Consider the following 17,267-nt stretch of genomic DNA (forward strand, 5'->3'; position numbering starts at 1 on the left):
GTCAGTTGCGCGCTAGTTCGCCATTGCCTCGCGCAGGCTCCTGGGCCGCAGGTCGGACCAGACCTGCTCGACATGGCTCAGGCACTCGGCCCGGCCTGCCGCACCGAAGACCACCCGCCAACCGGCGGGTACATCGGCGAAGGCCGGCCACAGGCTGTGCTGGTCCTCATCGTTGACCAATACGTAGAACGTGCCGTTCTCGTCATCGAACGGATTGGAACTCATCGACTCTCCTCATCGAGGGGTGGGCCAGGTTCGCACCCAGCACCCGGTCGGACAACAGGCCGAGACAGCTCAGGTTCGGGAAACCGGGCCCCTGGGTGAGCCCGGCCAGCCCCGGCAGGAACAACTTGGGGAACACATCGGTCAGCGCCAGGTCATGGCCGATGTGCTCCTGCAGGGTGTCACCGGTCAGCGGACCGCCGAGGCCCAGCTCGAGCAGATCCAGCGCGTCCTGGCTGAACAACGGGGCGAACCACAGCGCATCGGCGCCGGACCCGTCGATCACCAAGTCGAAGCCGTGCACGGTCTCGACCGCCTCACCGCCGGTGTTGGTCGACAACGTCAACCGGATCCGTTCGTCGCGCGCCACCGCGTGCGCGACCCGGCCACGCAGATGACGAATCCGGTCGTCGGCCAGCAGCGCGTCCTGCACCCGGGCCGAGAACACCCCACGATCGGTGCGGGCCAGGGCATCTCGGCGCTCGGCCATGGTCAGCCCGGTCCATCCGGTCGGATCGGAGAACAGGGTGTTCTCGAAGAACCCCTCGCCGCGGGTGAACAAGGTGACCGTCGGTGAGATCACCGTGATCGTCGAAACCCGATGGCGGAACAGCTCGTTGAGCATCGACGCGGCGGTCTCGCCGCCCCCGATCACCGCCACTCGTTCGGCGGTGATCATTTCGTGCTTACCGGCCTGATGCCAGAACTGCGCGATCGACATCACCCGGGGATTACCCGGCAACACCGAGCGTTCGGCCTGACCGGGTCCGGTGACCATCAACCCGTCGGCGCACACGGTGTCCTCGGCGGTGTGCAGCATCCACCGGTGGGCGCCTGTCGAATTGCCGGCACCGCCGTCCACCGAGATACGTTCCACCTCACCGGAAACCACGGTCATCCCGATGTCCTCGGCCACCCAGCCCAGATACTGACTCCAGCGCTTGTGGGTGGGCGCGGGCCTGCCGCGATCCACCCATTCGGCGAATCCGCCGGTGGCGATCAGGTAGGCCTGCCAACTGTGCCGGGTCATCCGCTCGTCGAGCTCGGCGTTGCGCCGCGATACCAGCGACGACCGGTAGGGGAAGCCGACGTCCTTCTCGGGGCCGGTACCGAGGCGGTGGTTGCCGTCGGTCCAACCGCCGACGGCCTGCCAGTTGGCCGCCACCCCGGCACGTTCGACGACGACGACCTCGGGTGCGGGCACGCCCATCGCCCGCAGCTCGGCGGCCTTGGCCGCCACCGCGATGGCCTTGGGCCCGGCACCGATGACGGCCAGGGTTGGCGCCGATGGGGCACTCATGTGATCACCTCTCGCAACGCGTCCAGCCACATCGCCTGCAGGGTGGCGATGTCCTCGGCGGACAGAATGTCGGGCAGGGTCCGCCATTGGGTGCCGAGCACGGCCGACCCGTCGCGGTCGATCACTGCGGCCATGACCGTCAGTTCATGGCGCACAGCGACATTCGGTTCGGGAACCGGGGTCACCCCGGTCTGCAACGAACGGTCCTGCAGCAGGGCATGGTCGGCCGCATCCAGTTCGATACGGCCCAGATAGTTGAGCAGCACCTGCGGATCCCGATGGACGCCGAGCCGTTCGGCAGTGTCCTCGCGCAGATACCGCAGTAGCCCGTAGTCGATCCCGTCGCCCGGGATCGCGGCCACCTGCGCGGCGACACCACGGGCGTCGTCGACGGTCAACCGCAACGGGTAGATCATGCTGAGCAACCCGGCGGTGTCGCCGGTATCGACCTCGTCATGATCTGACACCACCGCGTCCGCCCGGCCGTGGGTTTCCAGCGCCAACAGCGGCGCCGGGGTCGGCTGGCCGCGGTGGCGACGCCAATTGCTCAGGGCTCGAGCAGTAGCCGCGGCCAGCACCTCGGTCACCGGCACCGCGCCGGTGAGCAATCGGGCCGTCACGTCGGGCTCGGCGAACGCCATCTTGATCGTCACATCGGCCATCCGGTCGGCGGACGGGTCGACCCGGCGCGCACCGATTTCCGGATCGTCACCATCGAACTGGCGCTCCCAGAAGCCGCAGGTGTCGAGCGTCGCCGCCCGCTCGGACAGCAGCCGTGACCACTGCCGCAGCGAGGTATGCTCGCGCACCGGCATCGGCGCGCGTCCGGATGCCAGTGCATGCCAGGAATTTTCGAGCTCACCAACCAGGATCCGCCATGACGCCGGGTCCAGTGCCAGCACGTGGGCGGTGAGGATCAGCAGGCCGTCGTCCGTCTGCGGGTGGTGCAACCACACCGCGTCGAGCATCGACCCGTTCTCCGGATCCAGGCGTTGCACCGAGAGGTCAGCCTGCTCGGCCACCGCGGCATTGAGAACACCCGACCCGGTCGCCTCCGAGAGCACCTCGCCAGACGCATGGGGGACGAGGGCCAGGGTCTCGCGGTCCAATCGGGTGCGCAGCACCTCATGCCCGTCGATCACGTTGCGCAGCAGGGCTTCCAGCTGCGATCGGGTGATCCCGGCGGGCAGCCGGAACACCTCCGTCTGTGCGAGCCTGCGGGGGTCGCCGTACTGGTAGAGCCAGCGTCCGTTGGGCAGCAACGGGATCGGGCTGGTTTCGGGTGCGGCTTCGTCGTCCGCGTCGTGAGCGTGCGCGACGGCGGCCGCATCGGTATCGATCGCGGCCGCGAGTTCACGAACAGTCGCACAGTCCAACATCAGGCGAGCGCGCAATGCCACGCCACGGCGCCGCACGGCCTGCACCACCGACAGGGCCACGATGCTGTCCAGCCCGAGGTCGAGGAAGTCCGCGGTGACGTCCACGCCCGCGCCGTCAGTCCCCAGCACTTCGGCCAGCACCTGGGCCAGCAGCCGCTCCGTCTCCGTGGCAGGGTGCTCAACCCCCTCGGAACGTGCGCCGGTACCCAGTGCCGCCAGTGCGGCATCGTCGACCTTGCCGTTGGTGGTCAGTGGGATCTCGTCGACCGCCACGATGTGGTGGGGCACCAGATGCCTTGGCAGGGTGTCGGTCAGCATCCCGCGCAACTCGGTGATCGGAGTATCGGTCACCACATACGCGATCAGGCGCGGCCCGCTGCGGTGCTGCCGCACCGCCACATGGGCATGCCGCACCCCGGGATGGGTATGCAGCGTCGCGGCCACCTCTCCGGGCTCCACCCGGAAGCCACGGATCTTGACCTGGTCGTCGCTGCGGCCAAGAAACTCGAGAGCATTCGAGTCCACCCGTCGGCGCACGACGTCACCGGTGCGGTACATGCGGGCACCCGGGGTAAATGGATCGGCGACGAACCGTCCGGCTGTCTCCCCTGGCCGGCCGAGATAGCCGCGGGTCAATTGGCCGCCGGCCAAATATAGTTCGCCGCACACACCGTCAGGAACCGGGCGCAGCCAGCCGTCGAGCACGTAGGCCGCGGTCGACTCCGTGGGACGCCCGATACCGGGCTGCGCGTAATCGGCGATCGCCGCGACGACGGCTTCCACCGTGGTCTCGGTCGGGCCGTAACAGTTGTGCGCCGACATCCACGTGCGTTCACATTCGGCCTGGATCCCCCGCCAGGTGGCGGTGTCGATGGCCTCACCACCGAGCGCCAGCACCGCCAGCGGCACCTGCGTGAGCAGGCCCGCGGCCCGCAGGGAGGCGAACATCGACGGCGTGGTGTCGATCATGTCGATCGCGAAGCGCCCGATGGTCTCCACCACCGCCTCGGCGTCGCGCTGCACCTCATCGGAGACTATGTGCACGGTGTGCCCGTCGAGCAGCGCCGCCAGCGGCTGCCAGGCCGCATCGAACGTGAACGACCACGCGTGGGCCACCCGCAACGGACGGCCGAGGCGGAGCGCCGCCGGACGCAGCACCTGATGGGCGTGATCTGCCGAGTAGGCCAGCAATGCCTGATGGGTTCCGATGACGCCCTTGGGTTTTCCGGTCGTGCCCGAGGTGAAGACGATGTAGGCGCCCTGCCCGGGGTGCACCGGTGCGGGCCGGTACTCCGCGTCCGGCTCCGTACCGGCGGACGCCAGCACGGTCTCGTCCACGACGAGCGAGTGCCGGCCCGCGCCGATCTGCCGCAGGATCTCGGTCACCCGCTCCTCGGGCATGGCCGGGTCGAGCGGCACGATCATCGCGCCCGCCTTGAGCACCGCGAGCATCGCGACCACGTAGTCGGGCCCACGGCGCAACCGGATCGGAACCGGAGTCTCGGCGCCCACACCGCGCCGGATCAGCTCCGCGGCCAGGCGATCGGAGGCATCGTCGAGTTCGCGATAGCTGAGCTCTCCCCCGTCCCAGCTCAAGGCCACCGAACCGAGCCGCTCGGCGGCGGTCTCACTGAACGCGGCGTGAAAACCACCGGCCCGCTGAGCAATCTGCGGCGCGCCGACCGGTTGTGACTCACCATCGAGCGTGACCGCGACCTCGCGAAGCGGCCGCTCCCAACAGCGCAACAACCGCTGCACGACACTCAGCACCCGCAGGCCCAACGCCTGCGGATCGAGCATTCCCAGTGCCCCGTCAAGGGTTTCGACCAGCACCGTGAGTCGACCGTGGGTCGGATGCGCGGCAATGGTGACCGGGAAATGCGACAGACTCTCCAGGGCCGCAGGCCGCAACACCGCCTCACCGAGAGCGAACTCGTCACTGCCGACCAGCCCGCCGGGTGGGAAGTTCTCGTAGACCAGAAGTGTGTCGTACAGCTCGCCGATCCCGCCGAGCGAACGCAACTCGGTGTGACTGAGGTAGCTGTGCTCACGCAGCTCGGCGGCTTCGCGCTGTAACGCCAGGCACTGGTTCCCAACGGGCAGCTTGGGATCGACCCTGACCCGCAGCGGCACGGTGTTGATGAACAGGCCCACCATCGATTCCACTCCGGCCAGCTCGTCAGGGCGGCCCGACACGGTTACGCCGTACACCACATCGGTGCGGTCGGTGAAGACCGAAAGAACTGTTGCCCAGGCCATCTGGAACAGCGTGTTGACCGTGACGCCGCGTCGCCGGGCGGCCTCGAAGATCTCGGCGGACTGCTGCTCGTCGAGGGTCACCTCGGTGCGTGCGGGCAGGTCCGGCTCGGCCGCCTGTCCGGACAGCACCGGCGACAACAACGTGGGGGCGTCCATGCCGTACAGATGTGCCTGCCACCGCGCCCGGCTGGCCACCTGATCGCGCCCGGCCAGCCAGCCGATGTAGTCGCGATACGGGCGCACCGCCGAGGGCAGCGCAGCCGCATCGCCCTTGGCCCCGTAGAGCGCGATCAACTCACCGACGAAGACAGGCAGCGACCAGCCGTCAATCGCGATGTGATGGGCAACAATCACCAGACGCCAACGCTGCCCTGGCTTTTCGATGAGCAGAAACCGGATCAGTGGCCCGCGGCCCAGGTCGAAACGCCGGACGCGTTCCCCGGATTCCAGCGTGATCGCCTGCTCGTCACCGGCCTGCACATGTCGCCACGGCAATTCGACGGCCGACGGGACCACCGCCACCGGACGACTCAGGTTTCCCTGGAAGAAGCTGGCCCGCAGGTTGGGATGGCGCACGAGCATCGCCTCGGCACAGGCCCGCAGGAGCTCGGCGTCCAGTGCCCCGTCGATGTCGGCGGCCATCGCGATGACATAGGGGTCGGCCCCGTCGTCTCCTTCGGTCAGGCCGGCCAGCGAGTACAACCCCTGTTGCAGCGGGCTCAGCGCCAGGACGTCCTCGACGCCGGGGGGCGTTCCGGTGGTCGTCACGTCGAGATCCCCTGGTCCTGACCCCATCCCGCGGTCAGCGCGGCCAGCTCGTCGGGCGACAGGCCCGACGCGGACATCGGCTCATGGCGGACGTCGGTCACTACAGTGCCTTCGTCGTCACCCGCGCTATCGATCGCGGAGGCCAGATCGGCCAGCCCCGGATATTCGAACACCATGCGGGCGGTCAGCGCCACGCCGGCATCCCTGGCCCGTGCCGCCAGCTGCACGGCCAGGATGCTGTCGCCGCCGAGGGTGAAGAAGTCGTCGTACCGTCCCACCTCGGTGACGCCGAGCAGAGCCACCAGCATCGCCGCGAGAGTCTCCTCGGTCGGGGTGGCCGGCGGTTCGGCGGGTGCCGGGGTGGTGATGCGCGGACGGGTCAGCTTGGCGGGTTCGATGGCATCGATCACCGTCAGCACGGCCCCGGTGAACTCCTCGGGCAGCGCGGCACGCGCTGTCTCCAGGACGGTTTCGGCGTCGGCGGTTCCCGGCTCCAGCACCAGGTAGCCGGCGAGCGTCGTGGTGCCACGGCCCACCCAGTGCCGGGTCGCCGCGGCGGCGACCCCGTCGAGCGCTTCCAGGGCAGCCTGCAGACGCGGTTCACCGGTGGTGATGGGCTCGAGCCTGCCGTCGGTGGTCCAGCGGGCCCGGTCCCCGGTGCGGTACAGCTGCCCGTTCCCGAACGGATTGGGCGCGAAGCGATCTGCGCCGACCCCGGTGGCCGTGCCGGCTGTCTCGTCCACCGCACCACCGGCGTAGTAGACGTCGCCCACGACACCGATACCCACCGGCTGCCGCCATTCATCGAGCAGATAAACGCGGCTGGCGCCCTCGGTCTGGGGCAGTCCGGCCGGCGGGACCGCCTTGCGACTCCAGTCCCCGATCAGCAGGTCTCGCTCGGCCGCATCGACCACCGCGATGTCGCGCACGGTCTGGTCGGCGTCGGTGGCGAATGCCGCGACGATGCGCTGCAGCCAGCCGACAAGGCGTTGCGCGGTGGCCGCCTCATAGAGCTCGGTGCGGTGGATGACGGTGCCCCGATATCCGCCCTGCTGCCCGCCACCGGCTTCGGCGAAGAAATTCAGCGACAGGTCTGCATGCGCCACGTCGAATGTGGGTTCCAGTGCGGTGAAATGGGTGTCACCGTCGGCGCCGGTGTCGATGACTTGGCCTGCCGGCAGATCCTCACGAACGTGTACCACCACGCCGAACAGCGGGTTGCGCGACAGCGAGCGCACCGGGCTCACTGCGTCGACCACCCGGTCGAACGGTAGATCCTGGTTCTGATAGGCCGCCAGCGCCATGTCGCGGGAACGCCGCAGCACCTCACGCAGGGTCGGGTTGCCGGACAGGTCGTTGCGCAGCACCACGATGTTGATGAAGAACCCGATCAGGGCGTCCAACTCGGGTGCGGTGCGGCCGGCCACCGGCGTACCCAGCGCAATGTCTGTGCCCTGCCCGGCTTTGTGCAGAGCGATCGCAACGGCGGCCTGCAGCACCATGAACTCGGTGACGCCGAGTTCACGGCCGAGTTCGACGAGCTTGCCGCGGACGGCCGCATCGATGGTGAAGTCGAGCGCCTTGCCCTCGCCGGTCGGCACCGGCGGGCGGGGGAAGTCCGGTTGCAGGCCGTTCTCGATGTCGTGGTCGGACGACAGACCGGCCAGTTGCTTTGTCCAGTAGTCGCGTTGCTCACCGATCCGCTCACTTGCGCCCGAGAGCACTTCGGCCTGCCAATCCGCGAAGTCGGCGTACTGCACCGGTAGCGGCGCCCAGTCGGGCGCCCCGTTGGCCCGGCGGGCGTGGTAGGCGGTCATCAGATCGGTGAACAGCACTGCGCCCGACCAGTGGTCGGCGGCGATGTGGTGCACGATCAACGACAGCACATTTGCACCTGGAGTGGACAACACCGCCGCTCGGATCGGCCACTCGTTCTCCAGGTCGAAGCAGTACCGACGCTCGGCATCGAGTTCGTCCTGCAACCATTCTTCACCGGAGCCGTCGGCACGGCGGACCGTCACCGGGCCCGTCGGATGGATGACCTGATAAGGGACACCGTCGATTTCGCGGTAGGTGGTCCGCAGGATCTCGTGCCGAGAAACCACATCGCCGACCGCCGCGGCCAGGGCATCGACATCGCAGGGTCCGGTCAGTCGTGCGGCGAATGGCACGTTGTTGACCGGGTTCGGTCCGTCGATGCGGAACTGGAACCACTGCCGGTGCTGGGCCGCCGACATCTGCGACGGTCCGTCGTGCTGGGCAGCCACGATCGCGGGCAGGCCCGCGCCGGCGCCCGAGGCCCGCAATTCGTCGACCCGAGCGGCCAGACCCGCCACCGTGGCGTTCTCGAACACATCGGCCACCCCGAGGTCGACCCCGCATCGGGTGCGCACCGCGGCAACGAGTTTGGTGGCCAGCAGCGAGTGCCCGCCCAGATCGAAGAACGAATCGTCTGCCCCGACACGGTCACGCTCGAGCAGTTCACCGAACAGCGCGACGATCTCGTGTTCGGTATCGGTCTCGGGTGCACGGAACTCGGTGGCCGACTGGATCTGTGGCTCCGGGAGTGCCCGACGATCGATCTTGCCGTGCGCGGTGATCGGGATCTCCGCCAACTCGACGAAAGCTGCCGGGATCATGTATTCGGGCAGCGCGGCCGTCACCCTGGCCCGGATGCGGTCGATCTCGACCTGCGCGGCATCGGCGGTCGGCGTGACGTACGCGACGAGGCTCTTGCCCAGCGACGGCAGGTCGCTCACCACCACCACGGCCTGGCCCACCGATGGATCGACCGAGATCGCTGCCGAGACCTCGCCGAGTTCGATGCGGAAGCCGCGGATCTTGACCTGCTCGTCGGCGCGACCGACGAATTCGATGTCACCGTCGGCATTGCGCCGGGCCAGATCACCGGACCGGTACATGCGTCCGCCGGGATTGAACGGGTCGGCGACGAACCGTTCGGCGGTCAGCACCGGCCGGTCGTGATACCCGTGCGCGACATGTGTTCCGCCGATGTAGATCTCACCGATCACCCCGACCGGGACAGGCTGCAGCCCCCCGTCGAGCAGATGGATCGTGGTGTTGATCTTCGGTGTACCGATCGGCACTATCCGGGCGCCCTGCTTGCCCTGGACCTTGTAACGGGTGCAGTTGAGCACCGTCTCGGTGGGCCCGTAGAAGTTGTGCAGCAGCGAGTCGAACGTGGCGAGGAACTTGTCGGCGATCTCCCCCGGCAGCGCCTCACCACCGATCGGCACGCGTTGCAGGGTGCGCCACTCGTTGACGCCCGGCAGTGACAGGAACAGGCCCAGCAACGACGGGACGAAGTGCATCGAGGTGATTCCCTCGTCGCGCAGCAGGTCGGTGAGATATCCGATGTCGCCCAGGCCGCCCGGCTTCGGGATCACCAGGCGCGCACCGGCGGCGAGCATGCCGAAGATCTCGCCGATCGACACGTCGAAGCTCTGCGAGGCCACCTGAAGCAGACGTTCGGCCTCGGTGACCTGATAGTCGCCGCCGAACCAGACGAAGTACTCCGCGATCGGCCGGTGCGACACCGGCACGCCCTTGGGCAGGCCGGTGGATCCGGAGGTGTAGATCAGATATGCGGTGTTGTCGGGGCGCAGCGGCCGGATCCGCTCGGCATCGGTGGGATCGGTGGCCGGATAGTCCGCCAGACCGTCGATCGGCTCGCGCAGAATGGTTTTCGGGTCGGAGTCGGAGAGGATGTAGGTGAGCCGGTCCTCGGGATAGGTCGGGTCGACCGGCAGGTACACGGCACCCGCCTTGGCGATGCCGAGGGCGGTGATGACGAGCTCCGGCGATTTCTCCAGCAGCACGGCGACGCGGTCCTCGGTGCCGATGCCCTGCTCGATCAGCCAGTGCGCCACCCGGTTCGCCGACTCATTGATCTCGCGGTAGCTGTAGTGCCTGCCCTCGTAGACCACCGCGATGGCATCGGGGGTACGGGCGGCCTGGTCGGTGACCAGCGCGGCCAATGTGGTTCCCGGTGTGTCGAACTGCTCGCCGGTCGACACTGCGCGCATCCACTCGGCGTCCTCGGCGGTGAACAGGTCCAACCGAGACAGCGGCACGTCGGGCTCGGCGAGCGCGCTGTCGAGCAGCACGGCGAAGTGCCGCAGCATCTGCGCGGCCAGCTCGGCATCCATCACCTCGGTGAGATGTTCGGCCTCCACCACTGCACCCGCGGCGTCCAGTTCGACCATGAAACCCAATGGCAGCTGGGTGTGTTGGCCGCGCAGGTCGGCACGTTCACACGTCACACCGTCCGGGCGGAACCCGCCGCCGTCGGACTCGCGGAACCCGAAGCTCACCCGCGTCATGCGCTCGGCACCGTGGCGCCGGTCCGGGTTGAGTTCGGCTACCACCCGGTCGAGGTTGACGCGCTGATGCGCGAAGGCGCCGATGGCGGTGTCCCGGGTGGCCGCGACCAGTTCGCGGAACCCGAGTGTGCCCTGTGGCCGCAGGCGCATTGCCACCGTATTGCCGTAATAGCCGATGGTTTCGTCGGTGTCGCGGTTCAGAACCGGGGTGGCGACCAGGAAATCGTCGGTGTGGGTGTAGCGGTAGACGAGCGCGCCGAACGCCGCGAGCAGCACCATGTACGGGGTGGCGCCGGTCTCGCGGGCCAGGGCCGACACCTGCAGGACGGTCTGGGCGGACAACCGGACCGTGCTGCGCTGGGACCGAAAACCGCTGGGCACGACCGAACCCGCGGGGCCGGGCAACTCCAGCGGCTCCGGCGGATCGGCCAGAACCTCGCGCCAGTACGCCAGATCCGCGTCACCGTCTGGAGCCTCGGACACCGTCACGCGCGGTGTCTCGGCGAGCTGTGCCCCGGAATAGGCCCGGGTGAGGTCGGTGAAGAACACCTGCCATGAACCGTCGTCCCAGGCGATGTGATGCGCCACAAGCAACATCACGTGCTGACCCGGACTGGTCTTGATCAGCGTGATCCGCAACGGGGAGTCACTGTTCAGGTCGAAGGCGGTGCCGAACTCGCGCTGGGCCAGCACCTCAAGGCGCAGCTTGCGCGCCCGCTCGGACTTGTCAGCCAGGTCATGCACCATCCAGCCTGGCCTCAGTCCGTCGTGGACCGTCGCCGTCGGCTCGCCGTTTTCGTCGGCGTGATAGGTGGTACGCAGGATCGGGTGCCGCCCCGCCACCGCGTTCACGGCGGCGTGCAACCGTTCGGCATCGATCACCCCGTCGAGGCGGTAGGACAGGCAGATGTTGAGCAGTACCCCACTCGGATCGAATCCCTGCACGAACCACATCCGCCGCTGCCCGTCCGACAGCACCGTGGGATCGATCGGCGCACCCTCCGTGCCTGCGGCCGATTGCCCGGATTCCCCCGATGCTGACGCGAGGCCCCGCTCGGCAAGCCTGCGCCGCATCAGCTCCAGACGCGCGTCGGAGGTGCGGGGGGCTGCCGGATCGGCACTAACCATGTCAGTCACGCGAAAATGCTTCCTTTTCAGGTCTTTCCAAATGCTCGATCAATTCGGCGGCGGTGGCGCCACCGAGGATGGTGGCCAGCGGCACTGAGCGCCCCGTGGCCTTCTTCAGCTTCTTGCGCAGGTCGATCGCCAACAGGGAGTCGACGCCGAGATCCAGCAGCGACGTGTCGAGATCCAGTCCGGTGGTGTCGTCGAGTTTCAGCACCGACCCCAATGCGATCCGCATCGCGCCGGTGGCATCAGCCGCCTCGGCGGCGTCGTCTGGCGGAGCCTCGGCGGTGTCGACGACCGTACGGGGTTGGGCCGCCGCGCCGAGGAAGGTCTGCAGCCGTTCCGCGTCGGCGGTGAACACCAGCGGATCGGCCGAGTAGTCACGCAGCCCGGCCTCCACCGCAAGGTCGGGCGCCATGGCCCGCAGACCGGACCGCTCGACCCGGCTGATCTCACCGGAATCGATGATGCCGTCCCCCGGCCACAGTCCCCACCGCACCGAGGTGCAGTGCCGGCCCTGTTCGCGCAACTGCCCACCGAGGGAGTCGAGCAGCCGGTTGGCCGCCGAGTAAGCGGCGTGACCGTATCCGCCCCACAGGCCGGAAACCGAGGAGCACAACACGATTCGGGCATCCGGTCGTATCGGCCAGGCCGCCGTCAGGTTGGCCAGCCCGCTCACCTTGGCGGCGAACGTATCCCGCACCGTCGCACCGGTCAGTTCGTTTCCCGGGGCGACGGTGGCGGACGCGGCCGTGTGGATCACCAGCGACGCCGGGCCGATCGCCAGCTCGGCGACCGTCGCGGCGATCTGTGCCGGATCGGTGAGATCGCACCGGGGAGAGACGATCTCGGTGCCGTGGGTGGCCAGTGCGGCCACCTGCGCACCATCGAGGCCGCTGCGGCTGAGCAGCACGATGCGCCGGGCCCCCTGCTCGGCCAGGTGACGGGCAAAGTGCAGCCCCACGGCCCCGGCTCCGCCGGTGATGACCACCTCGTCGAACATCCCCGATTCGGCGGTCCAGGACCGAGCGTCGGAGGTGTCATCGCGCATCCCACGGTGCCACACCGTGAGTCCGGAACCGTTGTCCCGCAATGCGATGTCATGGGCATCGGTCAGCATGGCGGTGACCGCTGTCACCGCGGCGGCGGGGTCGGGGGCTGACTCGGCCAGGTCCAGGTGGCGGAAGGTCTGGTCGGGGTGTTCGTAGCCCAGGCTGCGGTGCATCGCGGCCAGTGCGGCCGCCTCGGGCCGCGGACCCTGCGGGTCGCCGCCGGTTTGTTCACCACCGACGGTAACCAGCCACACGTCGCGGGTGTCCGGCGTGATCACCCGGGCATAGCCGAGCAGACCCTCGTCCACGCGGCGGCTCAAGTTTTCTGCCGCAGCCACCGCATCGGCGTGTTCGGACACCGGCGCCACCACGATCAGCAGGTCGGCATCGACAGGCGCGACGGTCGTCGCCCCGGCGACCGCTTCGAGTGCACGTTGCAGCGCCGCGGCGGGTCCATGCCCAGCCGCCAGATCGAGCACCGCGACCCGGCGCTGCCCGGCAGGTGCTGTGGGGCAGCCATGCTCCTGCCAATGCTCGACGCCCACCGTCAGGGCCGCGACCGGCGGTAGTGGTTGCGCTGTGGCCCAGAGGTGTTCGGCCCGCATCGGCGCGAACGGGAAGTCGCGCAGCTGGGCCGGCGTGTGGTTGGGCAGGTCGTCCCAGCGGTAGCCGGAGTCGGCCATCGCGACCGAGACGATATTGGTACTCAGCCGTTCGATGATCGGTTCGTCGCGCCGGCCGGATCCCACCATCACCGCCGGACCGCCGGTGAGTTCGGCCGCGTCGTCGAGCAGGTCACCCATGGCGAACAGCAACGCGGGATGCGCGGAGAGTTCGACGAAGATACGGGCTCCGCGCCGCGCCGCCATCTCGACGGCCCGGTCGAAGCGCACGGTGCTGCGCAGGTTGGTGTACCAGTAGTCGGCGAATGCGGTCCCCGCCTCAACGACATCTGCGGTGGCCGAGCCGATGAACTGCACCGGCGACTCACTGAATCGCGCTGCGGGAAGAAGCGATTCGAGCTCGCCGCGTGACCCGTCCAGTGCGGTGGTGTGCGCCGGGAACCACATCTCGATCTCCTTGGCGAACGCCCCGCATCCGGCCACGGACGCCACTGCGGCGGCCACCGCGTCGGTCTCCCCCGACACCGCGACCGATGAGCGGGAGTTCACCACCGACAGTTCCAGCCAACCCGGGGTTTCGGCGATCACGTTCGACGCTTCGTCGGGCGTGATCCCGAGCACCGCGACGCGGTAGGGCCCGGTCAACCGGTCCAACACGGTGGCGCGGGCGATCACCACGGCAACCGCATCGGACAGGGTGATGGTGCCCGCCACATAGGCAGCCCCGATCTCACCGAGGCTGTGACCGATGGTGATATCGGGCAGCACACCGCAAGACCGCCAGACCCGGGCCAGTGCCACGCCGTGGATGAACTGAGCGCCCTGGATCTGCACCTGGGAGAAATCATTGGTGGCCACGCCCGAATCCGGGTCGGCCAGTAGGTAATCCAGCGGGGACGCGGCGCCGGCGCCACGGAACTCCGCGGCGCACCGGTCGACCTCGGCCCGATAGGCCGGCAGCCGCTCGTAGGCCTGCACACCCATCGACGGCCACTGGCTGCCCTGGCCGGGAAACACGAACGCGATGCGTGCACCCGAACCCGATGGCTGCGCCCCACCGTGCGCGCGGGTGACCAGCGGATGATCGGCGCCCTCGGCCAACGCACGCAGGCCTGAGGCGAGTTCATCGCGGTCGGCGGCCCGGACCACGGCGCGATGGCGGCGCAGGCGCCGAGTGGACCGCAGGGTGGCGGCGACGTCGGCCGCGCTCACCTCGGGACGGGTGTCGAGATACCGCAGGATGGCCGCGGCGTCGGTTCCGATCAGATCTTCGGCATGCGCGCTGAGCAGGACCGGTGTGCGCCCGTCGGGCAAGGCGTCGGCTTCACTCATGCGGCAGCCTCGTCGACCGCGCCGGGCACCGCCACGATCGCGTGCGCGTTGGTGCCGCTCATCCCGAAGGCCGACACCGCACCGATGCGCTGACCGTTGACGGCCGGCCAATGGGTGAGCTTGGTGGCCAGCCGCAATCCCTGCCTGTCCCAGTCGATCTCCCGGCTGACCTCATCGACGTGCAGGGTGGCCGGGATGGCCGCACGCCCGGCAGCCAGGATGACCTTCGCCAGGCCGAGCCCGCCCGCGGCTGCCTGGGCGTGCCCGACGTTGGATTTCACCGACCCCAGCGTGGCGCCGGAACCGGGCTCCGTTACGCCGTATGTCTGTGCCAGCGAACGCAATTCGGTCCGGTCACCGAGTCTGGTTCCGGTGCCGTGACCCTCGATCATTCCGACGTCCTCCGGGCGCACGGCGGCCTGCTCCATCGCCTTGGCGAACAACCGCTGTTGCGCCGCGCCACTGGGTGCGGTCAGACCGGTGGTCCGGCCGTCCTGGTTCACCACGGTCGCGCGGACCTCGGCAAGGATGTGCCGACCGTCCCGTACGGCCGCCGATTTGCGTTGCAGGACGAACATCGCCGCCCCTTCGGCCCACACCGTGCCACTGGCGTGCGCGCTGTAGGGCCGGCAATGCCCATCGTCGGACAGCGCGTGCTGTTTGGAGAACTCGACGAAGTAACCGGGTGTGCCCATCACGCACACGCCGCCGGTCAGTGCCATGTCGCAGTCCCCCGCCCGTACCGCGGCCACGGCGGTGTGGAACGCGGTCAGCGCCGACGAGCACGAGGTGTCGATGGTCAGTGCCGGGCCGCACAGATCCAGCGTGTAGGCGATCCGTCCAGAGATGACGCCCAGCGAGGTCCCGGTGATCAGATGTCCGCTGTGGTGGGAGAACTCCGACAGCGCCGGCCCGTACTCCAGTCCCGACGCGCCGATGTAGCAGCCCACGTCATGCCCAGCCAGATCATCGGGGTTGATGCCGCTGTTCTCCAGCGCGCGCCACGCGATACGCAGCCCGATGCGTTGCTGCGGATCCATCGCCACCGCCTCACGCGGTGAGATCCCGAAGAACGCTGGATCGAATGTCGCTGCGCTGGAAAGGAACCCACCGAGGTCGTGGATGCGCTTGAACCCGTCGCGGCGCGAGCCGTCGAACAGGTCGCGCACCGACCAGCCGCGGTCGGCGGGAAATCGACCGAGCGCCTCGCGCTGCTCGGTCAGCAGAGACCAGTACTCGTCGGCGGTGTCGATTCCGCCCGGCGCCTCCAGCGCCATCCCCACGATCACGACCGGGTCGGCGTTGTCGGGCCCGGGAAGCCGGCGGCTAGAGCTCATTCACCAGCTCCGCCACATCCTCAAGCTGGGAGTTGAGATAGAAATGCCCGCCATCGAACATCGAGCACGTGAAGGCACCGGCGGTGTGAGATTGCCAGCGCCGCAACATGTCCTCGCTGATGCGGTGGTCGCTTTCTCCGCCCAGGGCATAGATGTCCGCGGCGATCGTCACATCGGCGTCGCACGCGTAGCGGTTGAATGCCGCGTAGTCGGCCCGCACCGCCGTGAGCAGCAGTTCGACGAAGTCGTCGTCGGCGAGCAGCGCCTCATCGGTGCCACCGAGATCGACCATCTCGGCGAGGATCTCGGACTCGGCCATCGGCAGTGCGGGCGCGGCGGCCACGGCCGACGGCGCCTCGCTGGCCGACACCCACAGGGCATCGATCGCCACCCCGTTGCGTTCTGCGATCCGGGCGAATTCGAAGGCCACCACTGCGCCCATGCAATGTCCGAACAGCCGTATCGATCCGACGCCGGCCCAATCAGCCGCATCGAACAGATCTCTGGCGAGGTCGCCCACCGTGGGTGCCGCCGGATGGGACAACCGGTCCCCACGCTGCGGGTACTGCATGACGTAGACATCGGACCCGGCAGCGGCAAGTGCCGTCCCGAATCCACGGTAGGCCAACGCGGCTCCACCGGCGTGCGGGAAAATGAGTGTGGCTGTTGAACTTTGGGACCCTGGATAACGCTTGACCCAGGGCTTGACGGTGATCTGGGTATCCGGCCCGGTCACGACGGCACAGCGGTGTCGAGAGCGGCCACCGCATCCCGATGCCGCACAGCGAGGGCGAAGCCGTTCATCCCCCGCTCGGGGTTGCGGCGCGGCGCATCGTCGGCGACGACGATGCCTGCGCCTGCGGTCAGTGCCACCAGCACCATGAGGATCGGAGCCGCAGCGCCCGCAGCTGAGAACGCGCCGATGCGGTCATCGCCGCGGACGTCGAGCCGGGTGCTGAGTTCCACGACGGCGTCGTGAGCGGCAGCGTGGGTCACCACTGCATACCCCGACTCGTCGACCGAGCCCAGGAACGCCGGGTCACCGGGCGCCGACCGCACCGGGGTGACGCCACTCGCGCGGGCCCCGATCCGCAGCGCCTCGGAGACGGTGAGTGCCGGCAGCCAGCTGGGCGGCCCATCTCCGGTGAACAGGGCCATCCGCACACCTGTCCGGTCCAGGACCGGATCGGCCGGATCGGTGGTGTCGATCGGCACGCAGACTCCGCCGGCCGCCAGGATTCCCAGCGTGGCGATGACCGTGTCCAGACCGGTGCGGCCCACGACGGCGACCCGGTCGCCGACACGCACCCCGGCCACCGCGAGCGCGCCGGACACCGCCAGCGCCTGCTCACGCAGTTGGCCGTAGGTCCACCGGGTGGTCGGCCCGACTACCGCGATGTCGGCGGGCGCGGCCTGCGCGTGTGTGAAGAACCCCTGGTGCAGCGGTTCGGTCGCCACTGCGTGCCCGGTCTGCGTAGTCGTGCGACTCACGGCGTCCACAACGACCTCCTGACGATAAGCAAA

The 17,267-nt window shown here is 68.8% G+C and carries 8 protein-coding genes; all 8 read right to left on the reverse strand.

The genetic code is table 11. The annotated features are described in order from the left end of the window. Nucleotides 1-12: 12 nt before the first annotated feature. Genes AB0I14_RS17870 through AB0I14_RS17905 form a run of 8 tightly spaced genes read right to left on the reverse strand, consistent with a single transcriptional unit; the run spans nt 13 to nt 17,243 of the window. Nucleotides 13-225, reverse strand: coding sequence for an MbtH family protein (locus tag AB0I14_RS17870; protein WP_358024012.1), 213 nt, complete (start codon nt 223-225; stop codon nt 13-15). Then, the gene (gene mbtG, locus AB0I14_RS17875) at nt 203-1,522 is read right to left on the reverse strand and encodes an NADPH-dependent L-lysine N(6)-monooxygenase MbtG (protein ID WP_358024015.1); all 1,320 of its coding nucleotides are present in this window, start codon (nt 1,520-1,522) and stop codon (nt 203-205) included. Before mbtG ends, AB0I14_RS17870 begins: the two co-directional genes overlap by 23 nt. Then, nucleotides 1,519-5,928, reverse strand: a complete 4,410-nt coding sequence (locus tag AB0I14_RS17880) for an amino acid adenylation domain-containing protein (protein ID WP_358024017.1) — start codon at nt 5,926-5,928, stop codon at nt 1,519-1,521. The genes mbtG and AB0I14_RS17880 overlap by 4 nt, the downstream gene beginning before the upstream one ends. Then, a complete protein-coding gene (locus AB0I14_RS17885) occupies nt 5,925-11,399 on the reverse strand; it encodes an amino acid adenylation domain-containing protein (protein WP_358024407.1) in 5,475 nt (1,824 codons plus the stop codon). Before AB0I14_RS17885 ends, AB0I14_RS17880 begins: the two co-directional genes overlap by 4 nt. Before the next feature lies 1 nt (nt 11,400). Then, a complete protein-coding gene (gene mbtD / locus AB0I14_RS17890) occupies nt 11,401-14,406 on the reverse strand; it encodes a mycobactin polyketide synthase MbtD (RefSeq protein ID WP_358024020.1) in 3,006 nt (1,001 codons plus the stop codon). After that, entirely contained in the window at nt 14,403-15,743 is a 1,341-nt protein-coding gene (locus AB0I14_RS17895; protein ID WP_358024023.1) for a polyketide synthase, read from the reverse strand. Before AB0I14_RS17895 ends, mbtD begins: the two co-directional genes overlap by 4 nt. Further along, nucleotides 15,733-16,479: an alpha/beta fold hydrolase gene (locus AB0I14_RS17900; protein WP_358024027.1), complete on the reverse strand. Its 747-nt coding sequence runs from the start codon at nt 16,477-16,479 to the stop codon at nt 15,733-15,735. Before AB0I14_RS17900 ends, AB0I14_RS17895 begins: the two co-directional genes overlap by 11 nt. Beyond that, on the reverse strand, nt 16,476-17,243 hold the full coding sequence (locus AB0I14_RS17905; protein WP_358024030.1) for an AMP-binding protein: 768 nt from the start codon (nt 17,241-17,243) through the stop codon (nt 16,476-16,478). The genes AB0I14_RS17900 and AB0I14_RS17905 overlap by 4 nt, the downstream gene beginning before the upstream one ends. Between the last annotated feature and the right edge of the window lie 24 nt (nt 17,244-17,267).

This window comes from Mycobacterium sp. NPDC050441 (assembly GCF_040655355.1).
GTDB lineage: Bacteria > Actinomycetota > Actinomycetes > Mycobacteriales > Mycobacteriaceae > Mycobacterium.

Bases quoted from the DNA above. Each gene is read 5' to 3' on its own strand.
- AB0I14_RS17870 (WP_358024012.1), bottom strand. From the start codon at position 225: ATGAGTTCCAATCCGTTCGATGACGAGAACGGCACGTTCTACGTATTG.
- mbtG (WP_358024015.1), bottom strand. From the start codon at position 1,522: ATGAGTGCCCCATCGGCGCCAACCCTGGCCGTCATCGGTGCCGGGCCC.
- AB0I14_RS17885 (WP_358024407.1), bottom strand. From the start codon at position 11,399: ATGGTTAGTGCCGATCCGGCAGCCCCCCGCACCTCCGACGCGCGTCTG.
- mbtD (WP_358024020.1), bottom strand. From the start codon at position 14,406: ATGAGTGAAGCCGACGCCTTGCCCGACGGGCGCACACCGGTCCTGCTC.
- AB0I14_RS17895 (WP_358024023.1), bottom strand. From the start codon at position 15,743: ATGAGCTCTAGCCGCCGGCTTCCCGGGCCCGACAACGCCGACCCGGTC.